The following is a 12,062-nucleotide window of genomic DNA, read 5'->3' on the forward strand; positions in this document are numbered from 1 at the left end:
TAAAATTATTTTAAGTATTCCTCTACAAATTCAACTGGTACATATGTTTTATTACCTCCTAACAAAGCAGGGGCTTCATTAAGTGAGCGTAATGCTTTGTTATAACCAAACATTTTTTCTCCACGAGTAATTGTGTAAGATAAATTGCCTTTAGATACAATTGCACCTTTACCTGTTGACTCCACTGTATAACCAAGCTTTTCGGCAATCAAACGCAACGGAACCATCTTTGTTCCATCAACTTCATAATAATCTGTCGCGATTATTTCTGCTATTTCTGCATCTATAGTATTTTCTGTTGTATTTCCTGATTCGTCATCAAGAACAATTACTTTAGAAGGGGTTGTTTGAGCGGGGATACTTTTTGTTGAAGCTGTATAAAAAACTACTAAGTTCTTCTCTACTAAATCTTTAGCTGCAACTTTCTCTCCCTTCGTATTTAAAAGCTCCGTGTTTTCACCAATGCTTAATTTTAACATATCATAAGTATTTGTTAGGTTTTCAAAGAAGTAATCAACTTCAACAAATCCAGCTTCTTTAGTTTCAATAATGACAACTTCGGGATTGAATTGTGGTGGATAAATTAATTTTTGTGGCTTGTTCGCAAATGTATAAGCTACTATTTTATCCCCTTCTTTAAGATCCACTTTTTTACCTGTATTATCGAAAACAAGTGTATCTTTTGTTATCTCTAAAATGTTCGTTTGATCGCCATCTTTCACTGTGAAATATGTAATTTTTTCACTAGAATTGACTTTTTCAACTGTTCCATAAGTAGTATTAAAAATGTGAACAGGATCAATTTGAATTTGTGGTAGTTGTTGTTCCGTCTTTGTCGGATTATCTTTTGCCGAAGCGACTGGCATTACTACACTTCCAAATAATAATGCTGTCATTGCTACAGGTGCAAATTTTTTCATGTTCATAAAATCTCTCCTTATTATTAGGTTCATAGTAGTAGTAGTTTTAGAATGGTAAAAGTTTCATTAAAAGCAGGAAAATTTGTGACGAAAGCCATTTATTGGTAAATATCTATTATAATTAGCAATAACGAATGCAACGTAGCGACAGCAACAGTTGTTTTTTGTGCGAAAGCGTAGTGCAACGTAGCGGCAGCAACAGTTGTTTTTTGTGCGAAGTGGTAAGATCCTTGATCATGAATTTTCACATAAGAAAAGTGCGAGAAATCAATGTTTCGAAAATTGATTTCTCGCACTTTTTAAAGTTTTGACTAGTTTTGTCCTAGCCACTTTTCTTTTGGAGTATCTAATACCTACTCCTTTACCATTTCCCTTAATCCTGTAATATCGATACCGTTTAATGCTTGAGTTGCAAGACGATCGGCTTCAGAATTTTCTTTACGTGATATAAGCTTGTACTCTGGCTGGATACTGAGCTTCTCTAGCTTTGCATCAATTTTATCTGCCCAGCTAGATAAATTCTTTTCAAGTGCTGGCCATTCTCCGCTTAATTGATTGATAACAACTTGGGAATCACCTGTGAAGCAAACGGGCAAATGGTGAACATTCAATAGCTCAAGCTCGACTAATCCCAAATATAGCGCTGCGTATTCTGCCTCATTGTTGGATTTAAGCTCGGACGAAAAAGAATTTTGTCGCAATCGATATGGCTTGCCATTTTGCTCATAATAAACCACACAGCCTAGTCCTGATTGATTTGTTGCACGATCAAAGCCCCCATCAAAATAGACTGTAATATTGTGTGGCTCAGTGTCAATTTCCTTTAAATATGCCTTGAGTTCCTTTAAAGACCAGTTTGTATCCTGTCGATCGACACAATGCAGTGATTTTACTCTCCCTGTTCGCTCCATGTCCTCCGCAAGTAGTAATGCTTGGGCTGCTGGCATTTCTTCTGAACGTAAAACAGTTTCCGCACCTTTTTTCGCTTTATAGGTCCATTCAATGATTACATGCATAATAAAACCTCCAATAGATATTGAGCCATAAATTGAAAACGTGCTCCTGCTTGCGGAAACACGTTTTTCTTCTTACTTGTTATATGTGCAACTATTAGTATTTTTATGCCTAAGAAAGCTTTTTGATCAGATCGACGATAGCATCTGTTTTTTCAGAACTCTCGTTTGCGACGTTAGAACTTGTTGTTATGCTGCTTGGTCGTTGAACATCGCCGCTAAATGATGCTTTTCCGCCGCCTGGATGCTGATCTCCGCCGCTTTGATGTTTTTCTTCGCTGTTAAAATTCTTCATACAATGCTTGAATAGGTTTTATTAAAATGCGGTTTACCTCTTCAATGATCTTACTTAGCTTCATTTCTGCCTCAAGCATTGCAGAAATTTTTGCATTTTGCTGTGCAAGCTGTGCTGCTTTTTGCGCGTATACAAGTTCATCTTCCAAAATATCTTCGCCAGTTAACTGCTTTTTCTGTAGGTCAATTTGAACCTTACGGAAATTTTTGAATAAATTTACTGCCTCTTCATCTTCCTTAACAGCTGTCACTGCTTCTTTTAACACTTCAAATTCAGGTGTTTTACGTAAAGCTGCCTCTAACGCATTAATTTCATTGTAAATATTAATCATAAACATAATTCTCCTTTTTAAATAAAGTAAACAATTAACCCTTGCACAATCCCAATCAATCCACCAAGAACTGCACCAAGTACTGTAATCATTTTAAACTCACGCTTTGAAATACCTAGTACAAGTTCCTCTAATTTCTCTACAGGGAAAGAATCAACCTGCTCACGTACTACTTCTTGTAAATTTAAGCGTTTCAACACATCTTCTAATTTCTCTTCAGCTTTTACAAAAGCTTTTTCAATGGCTTGTGGAATCACAGTTTCCTTCATCCATGAATTACCTTCTGGCCAGTAATGCGAAATCGGATAATTCAAGCGCTCTTCAAGTGCTAATTGTTCTTTTACGTAAGTTTGCAACTTCGATAATATTTGTTCAAAATGAATATCCTGTAAGAAATCCATTGCTGGGCGATCTTTTAATTTCTCTAATTCCTGAGTAAAAATTTTCGTTAATAATGCTGATGTTCCTGGTTTCTGTAAAAATTTTATAAGCTCACGCTGAACCTTTGACATGAGCGACGAAGAATCACCTAAAAACATATTAATCATTCCACCAAGTGATCCTTTTGACGATAAGAAGTCATCAATCATCGCCTTAATTGTCAGTTCGCCTTCAGGTGATAAAAAATAATCCTCACCTTTTTCTAAAATATGATCAACCGCTACTGGAATCTTTGCATCAATTGTATTTTGAATATCTGCTGATAATAGTGTACGAATTGATTTCGTTGATAGTGTATTCTTAACTGATTCAAATTGTCCCTCAACAATTGCTTCTACCTTCTGTTCAATTGTTGCTGGCATATTGGAAAATCCAGCTAATGATAGCCAATCCTGAATTGTTTTATCATTTGTAAAAATCGTTTCTTCTACCTTTGCTTGTACAAACTGTTCTACCTTGTCCTGAATATCCTTTGAGAAAAACTTCTTTCTAAAAGTTTCAGGTGTTAATAAATAATTCACAACCGTTAGCCCAAGTTGCTTTGCTAATTCGTCACGTCGTTTCGGAATAAGACCTGGTGTAAAAGGCACTCGCCAATTTTTAATATATATGGCATTATGTGGTCGGAAAAGCATTTTAATAGCTAGGTGATTCGTTATACCACCGATTGCAGCACCGATAACTGCCATAAATATTAATGTCACTATAAAATTATCCATTAGTATCCTCTCATTTCAATTGTATTCACTATTGGCGTAATTTGTCGCCTAATGCACTAATTATAGCAGAGCAATGATTTTCTACGAAAGAAATACCCTCTATTAGATTAACTATTTTTATCCATCTTTATTAATTTTGAAATACTAATTTCCGCTACGAGCTACTCGCTTTAATGCGCGATTCGAGTAGTATAAGCAAAATATCAACAAAAAATCCTTTTTCAGCTCATTACGATAGGAATGAGATTTGGAGTTGCAAAATTACCACTATCCTTGAATAATATTAACTACATATATAAGAAATGGGGTTTGGTTATGATTCAGCATTTTAGCTTTAAGCCTTTATTTGAAAATTCTCAGCTTCCAGGGTGGTCTATTTCGTTCTTTTATCAACGTGAACGTTATACAGCGGAGTACTTAAAAGATGGCGTTATACAATGGAATGGAACTATCCCTCCAAACGAAGAGGATGTAAAAAAAATGATTCATGAGCTTATGTTGTACCATGTTTACGACTGATCAATTTCGATTTGGCGTAATTGTGCTGTCGCTTTGCTTTCGCACAGAAAATATTTGTTGCTGTCGCACAGAAAGCTGCTGAATGAAGATGCGAGTAGTATTTTCCTGTTCTCAATTGCATAAAAACACCTATTTTTTACTAATTTCAACATTGCTATTAGCTTAAAAATGGTTAAGTATATTGAAATTCCCTTATTTTTCTTATACATTTATGTTATTAAGAATTAAAGGTTTTTTATGCAGGAGGCTATTTAAATGAGTAAAGTCACTCTTTCTGATGACTTAAACAGTTATAATTCAAAAGCATTAATTCGTACAAAAGTAAAAGAAGTTTTTTCCGAATTTTCCGCTAAAATTTTCGAGTTAGCGAATGAGGCTGAAGCTATTGATAGTAAAAAATTTGAGGCTCTTTCTGGCTTTAAAAGTGATTTCTACAATGAATACTGCAGTCAATTAAAAGGATTTTTCAATTCATCTACTAATCCTTTCGGAAAAAGGCCTGTAAAAAATATATATTTAACGTATAAGGGCAAAAATTATATTTTTACACAGCAAGGTATAACAGAAAAAGCACCTGTTTCAATTGCACTTTACTCAGGTGAAATACCGTTTAAAGAAACGCTTCACGATGTGGAAAAAGCGTGCTTAAAATTACGTTTTCAACAACAATAAATAATTAAAGCAGAAGGAGCCGTCTCAATAAATGAAACTGGCTCCTTTTTTATGAAAAACTATTTTGAAATTAAAGAGTCATAATATCGTTCTTCAGAGGGGGTTGATTTCCGCTCCGACTGGGGGCGTTCAGTCTCCACTCGAATCAACCTCTTTATATCACTCTAATTTATAATGATAAAACTTAACTTCAGCTACAAATATTTTACGAAAGCGAAGCGACTTTCCACAACATCCACATAGATTTCTTTGACCATATTAATTTTCAACATAACAAAAGAGCCACCCCATATGAATGTGATAGCTCCTTTTTGTTGCTATTAAAAATAATTCATTTAAAAAAATCCGCAAGTATAGTTCTCTTGAGATTTTTGACGTGTCGTTTTATATGAGATTAAATGCTTCTTTCTCTAAACAAACTATCTTCTTTGCTATATTTAAAGTTAGCATAACAAATTTCTATTTTCAATCTTTTGGTGTTTGAATTTATTTAATTTTTTCAATTTACGGTGTGAAAAACAAATCAATTTTGCTTCAGCATAATTGATTTGTTTTTTGTGCGAAAGCGTAGTGCAACGTAGCGACAGCAACAGATGTTTTTTGTGCGAAAGCGTAGTGCAACGTAGCGACAGCAACATGATGTTGGTCACCCGCTGAAAGAAGTTAAAAAAATTGTTGTCAATATTTGTGTTTTGCCTATAAATATTTTATGATTAAGTCATTCAACAATTTTTTAATATCATAGGAGGTGTACACTTTGTTTACCTCCCTCATTCGGGCGGGGACAAAGGAATTATTTGGACGGAGACATAATGGAAATAACCATAAGGTTGGCGGCATTTGCCCTACTAATCATAATGACAGGATTTTTCGTTGCAACCGAATTTGCAATCGTTAAAGTAAGATCCACACGAATTGATCAATTGCTTGCCGAAGGGAATAAAAAAGCAAAAAATGCAAAACGTGTAATTTCAGATTTAGATGAATACTTATCTGCATGTCAATTAGGTATTACGATCACTGCTTTAGGTCTAGGTTGGCTTGGTGAACCTACATTTAAGATTATCTTGAATCCAGTGTTTGAATTTCTAAATTTGAGTGAAAATTTTACTACTGTCCTTTCATTTATACTTGCATTTTCAATTGTAACGTTTATGCATGTTGTAATAGGGGAATTGGCGCCGAAAACACTTGCCATCCAAAAAGCAGAATTTGTAACATTAAATCTTTCTGGCCCATTAATTTTATTCCACAATGTTACTTATCCAATCATTAAGCTGTTAAACGGATCTGCGCGTGGCTTAACTGGCCTTTTCGGCTTGAAAATGATGTCAGAATCAGAAGTAGCCCATACTGAAGAAGAGTTACGTATGATTTTGTCGGATAGTTTAAAGGGTGGAGAAATTAATACTTCAGAATATGAATATGTAAACAGTATTTTTGAGTTCTCTGATCGTCTTGCGAAAGAAATCATGGTCCCACGTACTGAAATCGTTGGTATAGAAAAAGAACTAACGATTAAAGAGGTTTTCGATTTAATGGGCGTTGAGCAATATACCCGTTACCCAATTATCGATGGTGACAAAGACCATATTATCGGCTTAGTCAATATGAAACACTTATTAACTGCTTACATTAAAGACCCAGCAAATGGCGATAAGCAAGTGATTGACTATATGCAGCCAATTATTCGCGTAATGGAAACAACGCAAATTAACGACTTGTTACTAAAAATACAGCGTGAACGTATTCATATGGCCATTTTAATGGATGAATATGGCGGAACATCTGGTCTAGTTACGATTGAGGATATTATTGAGGAAATTGTCGGCGAAATTCAAGATGAATTCGATGAAGATGAAATTCCAGAGGTTCAGGAAATTGCAAAAGATCACTTTATTTTAGATGCGAAGATGCTAGTAGAAAACGTAAATGATATGCTAGGTACTGACATAGAAGATGATGATATTGATACAATCGGTGGTTGGTTCATGACAATGCGCTTTGATGCAGTCGAAGGAGACAGTATTGAAGAACAAGGTTATGAATTTATCGCAAAAGAATTAGATGGTCACCATATTTTATACTTAGAAGTTCTGAAATTACCTGAACGTGATTTATCAAATGAAAACGATGAGTAACAGACAAAAAATCTATTATGCCTCGGCATAATTGCGTTTGGACAAGCGCTGAAAGAAAATAAATTGCCTTATCGTATTTGCCTTGGTAATATAAAAATTGCGCTTGTTTGATTCGGGCGATAAAAATAGTATTTTGCTCACAACCTATAATGGCAAGAGCTTCTACTGAAATAAACTAAATCTAAACGCAAAAAACGACTCCCTTACATGAGAAGGGGGTCGTTTTATTATGCCCGATGGGAGGCAACTGACACAGTGCAATCGCTATTAAAAGCATTTGTGGCGATCGGCAGTGCAGTTTGAACTTCAACACCATTAAGGTTTATGGTTCACCGATTCCCATTGCTAATTGCAATAGAAAAGCATAAACCAAAAGTAATATATTTGCGAAAAGACCAATCCAACCGAAAATACGTTTTTTAGACCATACCAAAGAGACTACTGCAAATATAATACCGATGATTGCTAAAATGCTAAACAAGGTGATACCAAAATAAATATCAAAATCGGGTCCTCTTTTTAAATAGAAAAAAATAACACTTATTATGACGGGTAATAACGATGAAACACTTAAAATGTCCCCTACTTTTTTCTTAGCCAAACAACTACTCCTTCCTTACAGTAATAAACGATTTGTCACCATCATGAGAATTAATTACCGTTGTATTATTCACCTAACAAACGTCAGAATATTCTTTTTTTATTATACAGTACATAATCATAGGAATGTATGCTTTCACAATATTTCAAATGTAAAAATCCCCAACAAATAAGCCTCCTATCAATCATAGACAGGAAGCTTAATTTGTTTAATTATTTGATTGCAATATAAATATCGACCTGTGCTTCTTGTGGGTTGGCACATCGTTCATCGTACATTTCAAAGTCACCTGTGTATGTTCGCTCTACACCTGAGTTTGCGAACCAAGCCCAAACATCCTGCCATGCTTTTACGACAACTTCTTCAAATGGACCTTTGTCAGAAGTAAAAACTAAATATTTTGCAGCTGGCACTGTTTTTCCGACCATACCTTCAGGAATTTCGTCGGTAGCTACTACTTCCATTCCAAGTGTAATTGAATACTCTCCATTAACATCTGTTTCGTAGTCGGAATACAGGCCATATGTTACTTGATTTACTGCATTAGCTATTTGTCCCGTTACATCTTGTTGATAAAAGTTCGTCCATAATTGTGGGATTTTTGCTTGTGAGGTAATTTCATTCGCATTGCTTGTTCGTGCTGAAATTCCTACAATTTGAAATGATTCTTTATTGTTCACAGCCGGTTCTTTTATGTCATGCTTTCTCCATCTCTTTAAGCTTGGTAAAAAAGAAGTCAACATTTGGCGTGCTTCTTCTTCCCCCATGCCATCTCCCTTTAAATGCGGCACACAAATTTCAATCATTTCTTCAACTGTTAGATTTGGCTGCTTAAACTCTCCTAATTCATAACAATATGTGCAGTAATCCTGACTTTTGTGTCCTTCTTTTTCTGTACCAAGTAAAGCTTCATCCACTAATGGCATTCCACAGCTTTGACAATAACTTTGCATCATTAAATCCACCCTTCGTTCTATTTGTTATGACTATAACAAAGGAAACCTGACATCTGTATGTCATCAATTAGTGTTTTTTATACAACTCAACAATTTCCTGCGCCCGTTTTCGCACAATCTCACTTATATGTGGTGGTTCTAAAACTTTTAAGCGATGGCCAAAGCTTAGAAGAAAGCCATATAACCATTCATCCTCAGGCAATGCAATGTTAATAGTTGAGCTCTCATTATCTACATGTTCAGCGCCAAATGATTCTTCTACTAATGTTGTTATTGCAGAATCGAAAGATAACGTAAGGTTTACTATATTTTGAGGATGATGCCACTCTTTATCCCACGGGAGTTCAGACAAGTTGACTTCTTTGCGCTGAAATGTCGTCATCTCTTCTTTTATATCCTTCATTCTTGAAATTTTAAATAAGCGAAAATCTTCTCTCAATGTGCAATAGCCATAAACATACCAAACTTTTCCCTTTTGTACTAAAGTGTGTGGCTCTAATAATCTTCTTGTTATACAGCCATGTGTAGTAGAGTACGTAAAGCTTATACAATATTCACGTTCAATTGCCTTTTTTAATAAAGTTATCTGTTCCTTGAAAATAACGTTTGGCCCCCAAGGACTAAGGTCAATAAACAGTTGATCAATCGATTGTTTTACTTCCTCATCCGCAACACCTGTTAATTTTTCAAGTACTGCTTCGGCATGCGAATCCTCGTACGTTGTTAATGCACTTTTAATGGCAATAGAAAGTGACGTAAGCTCTTCCTTCGTTAACACTTGCTTATCCACACGATAGCCCTCAATTAAACTAATCCCTCCATTAACTCCCTGCTGGCTAATAACAGGAACCCCAGCACAGCTCAATGTTTCAATATCTCGATAAATAGTACGAACTGACACATTAAATAAATCGGCAAGCTCCTGGGCTGTCACTTTTTTACGATTTATTAAAATCATTATCATCGTTAAAAGACGCTCTAATTTCATATTTGTACTCCTTTACGATAAATTCTATTTGTATGCTAATTGCGTTTTACCTACTAATTCCCTATCTACTTTAAGTATTTTTTAAGTACTTTTTGAGTTTTATTTAAGTCAAATGTACTATAATAGCGCCTAACAAATTATTACATTCATTATACTATTTTTACAATATAAGAAAAAACAACTTAGGTACTTATAATCTCTACTATAACTACGTTGTTTTTAACAATAAACGCTTAATTATTTCAATTCTCTTATCACAACATATAAAACTTCTATCCTCTATATAAGGACACTGAAAACTATTAAGTAGAAAAACTTTATAGTAACTATTTGTGGAAGTCCTAATTTCTATGTAAAAAGGTTTAGCACGGAGCACGAGCCAGCATCGGGAAAAAGCTAAACAAATAAATCCTGTACGAATAGATAGCGTATGAGGAGATCCGACACTAACTTATGGAAAACGGAATACAAAGAGCTAAATTTTGGTGTCAAATTTTTAATTTTATGTGGAATTTACTTTTAGTGCCCACCCTATATTCGAAAAGCATTTTCAAAGACGACAAACTAGAGTTTAATGGTTTTCAATTTAATTGTAAAAAGGAGATTTTGACGTGATTCGAGCCGTTTTAATAGACAATGAACCTTTAGCTTTACACTATTTTCAAAGTAAACTACAAGCATTTCAGCAAATACAGGTAATTCAAACTTTTACAAGTGTAGAAGTATTTTTAAATGAGCTTCCAATAATAGAATTTGACGTAATTTTTTTAGAGGCAAAGCTGAATGAACTGACTGGGCTTGAATTAGCTGATATTATCAAAACTGATCGTCCACATGTTAGTGTTATTTTTATAACTTCATATAAAGAATTTGCTTTACAATCATATGAAATCGGAGGTCTTGACTACGTACTTAAACCAATTAGTCATGCTCGCTTAGAAAAAACTATTTCTCGTATCGAGCATGAATATTCCATTCAGCAAATGATTAAAAAAGCTTCGAAAACCATGTTAAACGTACAATGCTTTAATCAATTTGCCGCATATAGCAACAACAGCTTAGTTGCCTTCAAAACCGAGAAAACAAAGGAGTTATTTGTATATTTCATATTACATCCAAACATTCCTATTCATCGTGATTATTTAATTGAAATTCTATGGCCTGATTTAGACTATGTACGAGCAAAATCGAATCTTCATACCGCACTTTCTTATTTAAGAAAAACCTTAAATAATATAGGTTATGCAAACTGTATTATTTTTTCAAACAAATACTATATCTTCGAAAAACCGAACATCCTTTGTGATTTATATGACTTTCATAGATATTATGAGGATTTCACGAAGTTAGAATTCCCACCAATTTCTTTGATCAATCAAAGTCTCTCAATTTATAAAAATGGACTACTCATTTATGATGATTATGAGTGGGCCACTGCCTATAAAGATAAGCTGACGAAATCATACATAGATTTATTAGAAAAAGGTTTTCAAGCAACATTACTAACGGATATTGATAAGGCATTAAATTTTTTAAATAGACTATTAGAGTTTGATCCATATAATGAACAAAAACTTGAGCACTATTTACACATTTTAATAAATGCGGGGTTTCATGAACAAGCATACAAAGTATTCCTCGCTTATGAACAGAAGCTAAAAGATGACCTATCGATTTCGCCAAGCTCTACATTAATTGATATCTCTAACAATTTCTTTGTTCTAAAATAAATAAAGGATTTATTCATTAAAAAACGACGGGCTACTACAATTTGTAGGAACTCGCCGTTTTACTTATTTTTTTATATTTTATACACCGCTACCCTCTGTTAACCCGTGCTTCACAGCATAAAGGGCTGCCTGCGTACGATCCTGCACTTGTAGCTTCGTGAAAATATTAGAAATATGAGTTTTCACCGTTTTTTCTGTAACGAATAAAGAGGATGCAATTTCTCGATTACTTTTCCCTTTTGTAAGCTCTGCAAGCACATCCTGTTCACGAGGTGTTAGTGGGTTTAAAACATGAGGTGCATTTTTTGATTCTTGACGGTCCATTTCAAGAGTTGTTGTTGCTTCTGGATGTAATGTATTTTCGCCTCGCATAATACGACGAATGGACAATACCAACTCATCAGGTTCAATATCTTTCAACTGATAGCCTGCAGCTCCTGCCTCCATTGCTGGCACTACATGATCACGGTCTGAAAAGCTTGTCAGCATTAGAATTTCTATTTGTGGAAACTTAGCTTTAATGCGCTTCGTTGCCTGAATCCCATCCATCTCAGGCATTACCAAGTCCATGAGTATAATATCTGGCTGTATACTTTCCGCTAAAGTTACTGCCTCTAGGCCATTTTTCGCTTCTCCTACAACTTCTATATCTTTCTGTGTTTTTAAGAAAAATAATAATCCACGACGCACTACATGATGGTCATCTGCGATTAAAACACGTATCATACTCTTCCCC

The 12,062-nt window shown here is 34.7% G+C and carries 12 protein-coding genes; 4 read left to right on the forward strand and 8 right to left on the reverse strand.

The window, feature by feature from the left end; all coding sequences use genetic code 11:
* Positions 1–5 precede the first annotated feature (5 nt).
* The 4 genes from ABH966_RS18605 to ABH966_RS18620 all read right to left on the reverse strand — a co-directional run bounded on the left by ABH966_RS18605 (position 6) and on the right by ABH966_RS18620 (position 3,719).
* A complete protein-coding gene (locus ABH966_RS18605; RefSeq protein WP_370080956.1) occupies positions 6–926 on the reverse strand; it encodes a stalk domain-containing protein in 921 nt (306 codons plus the stop codon).
* Positions 927–1,273: 347 nt separating this feature from the next.
* On the reverse strand, positions 1,274–1,936 hold the full coding sequence (locus tag ABH966_RS18610) for a ribonuclease H family protein (RefSeq protein WP_370080958.1): 663 nt from the start codon (positions 1,934–1,936) through the stop codon (positions 1,274–1,276).
* A 278-nt stretch (positions 1,937–2,214) separates the two neighbouring features.
* A complete protein-coding gene (locus ABH966_RS18615) occupies positions 2,215–2,559 on the reverse strand; it encodes a YlbF family regulator (RefSeq protein WP_370080960.1) in 345 nt (114 codons plus the stop codon).
* Positions 2,560–2,576: 17 nt separating this feature from the next.
* Complete coding sequence (locus ABH966_RS18620) at positions 2,577–3,719, reverse strand: DUF445 domain-containing protein (RefSeq protein WP_370080962.1); 1,143 nt, start codon at positions 3,717–3,719, stop codon at positions 2,577–2,579.
* 315 nt (positions 3,720–4,034) lie between these two features.
* Here ABH966_RS18620 and ABH966_RS18625 point away from each other — a divergent pair, with 315 nt between their 5' ends.
* From ABH966_RS18625 to ABH966_RS18635, 3 genes are all read left to right on the forward strand, one after another.
* Positions 4,035–4,238, forward strand: coding sequence for a YheE family protein (locus ABH966_RS18625; RefSeq protein ID WP_370080964.1), 204 nt, complete (start codon positions 4,035–4,037; stop codon positions 4,236–4,238).
* 255 nt (positions 4,239–4,493) lie between these two features.
* Positions 4,494–4,910 (forward strand): hypothetical protein, encoded by a 417-nt coding sequence (locus ABH966_RS18630; RefSeq protein WP_370080966.1) that lies wholly within the window; start codon positions 4,494–4,496, stop codon positions 4,908–4,910.
* A gap of 812 nt (positions 4,911–5,722) precedes the next feature.
* Complete coding sequence (locus ABH966_RS18635) at positions 5,723–7,051, forward strand: hemolysin family protein (RefSeq protein WP_370080968.1); 1,329 nt, start codon at positions 5,723–5,725, stop codon at positions 7,049–7,051.
* 322 nt (positions 7,052–7,373) lie between these two features.
* On the opposite strand, the gene ABH966_RS18640 is transcribed toward ABH966_RS18635, so the two are convergent.
* From ABH966_RS18640 to ABH966_RS18650, 3 genes are all read right to left on the reverse strand, one after another.
* Positions 7,374–7,652 (reverse strand): hypothetical protein, encoded by a 279-nt coding sequence (locus tag ABH966_RS18640; RefSeq protein ID WP_370080969.1) that lies wholly within the window; start codon positions 7,650–7,652, stop codon positions 7,374–7,376.
* 212 nt (positions 7,653–7,864) lie between these two features.
* Positions 7,865–8,605 (reverse strand): zinc ribbon domain-containing protein, encoded by a 741-nt coding sequence (locus ABH966_RS18645; protein WP_370080970.1) that lies wholly within the window; start codon positions 8,603–8,605, stop codon positions 7,865–7,867.
* Between the two features lie 70 nt (positions 8,606–8,675).
* A complete protein-coding gene (locus tag ABH966_RS18650) occupies positions 8,676–9,596 on the reverse strand; it encodes a helix-turn-helix transcriptional regulator (protein ID WP_370080971.1) in 921 nt (306 codons plus the stop codon).
* 611 nt (positions 9,597–10,207) lie between these two features.
* On the opposite strand from ABH966_RS18650, the gene ABH966_RS18655 reads away from it, so the two are divergent.
* Complete coding sequence (locus tag ABH966_RS18655; protein ID WP_370080972.1) at positions 10,208–11,326, forward strand: response regulator; 1,119 nt, start codon at positions 10,208–10,210, stop codon at positions 11,324–11,326.
* Positions 11,327–11,404: 78 nt separating this feature from the next.
* Here ABH966_RS18655 and ABH966_RS18660 read toward each other — a convergent pair whose 3' ends face one another.
* Positions 11,405–12,052, reverse strand: coding sequence for a response regulator (locus ABH966_RS18660; RefSeq protein WP_370080973.1), 648 nt, complete (start codon positions 12,050–12,052; stop codon positions 11,405–11,407).
* Positions 12,053–12,062 lie beyond the last annotated feature (10 nt).

This window comes from Lysinibacillus sp. RC46, assembly GCF_041262385.1.
Taxonomy (GTDB): Bacteria; Bacillota; Bacilli; order Bacillales_A; family Planococcaceae; genus Lysinibacillus.

Coding starts and splice junctions, on each gene's coding strand:
- ABH966_RS18635 (WP_370080968.1), top strand. CDS start 5,723: ATGGAAATAACCATAAGGTTGGCGGCATTTGCCCTACTAATCATAATG.
- ABH966_RS18650 (WP_370080971.1), bottom strand. CDS start 9,596: ATGAAATTAGAGCGTCTTTTAACGATGATAATGATTTTAATAAATCGT.
- ABH966_RS18610 (WP_370080958.1), bottom strand. CDS start 1,936: ATGCATGTAATCATTGAATGGACCTATAAAGCGAAAAAAGGTGCGGAA.
- ABH966_RS18620 (WP_370080962.1), bottom strand. CDS start 3,719: ATGGATAATTTTATAGTGACATTAATATTTATGGCAGTTATCGGTGCT.
- ABH966_RS18625 (WP_370080964.1), top strand. CDS start 4,035: ATGATTCAGCATTTTAGCTTTAAGCCTTTATTTGAAAATTCTCAGCTT.
- ABH966_RS18645 (WP_370080970.1), bottom strand. CDS start 8,605: ATGCAAAGTTATTGTCAAAGCTGTGGAATGCCATTAGTGGATGAAGCT.
- ABH966_RS18630 (WP_370080966.1), top strand. CDS start 4,494: ATGAGTAAAGTCACTCTTTCTGATGACTTAAACAGTTATAATTCAAAA.
- ABH966_RS18660 (WP_370080973.1), bottom strand. CDS start 12,052: ATGATACGTGTTTTAATCGCAGATGACCATCATGTAGTGCGTCGTGGA.
- ABH966_RS18605 (WP_370080956.1), bottom strand. CDS start 926: ATGAACATGAAAAAATTTGCACCTGTAGCAATGACAGCATTATTATTT.
- ABH966_RS18615 (WP_370080960.1), bottom strand. CDS start 2,559: ATGATTAATATTTACAATGAAATTAATGCGTTAGAGGCAGCTTTACGT.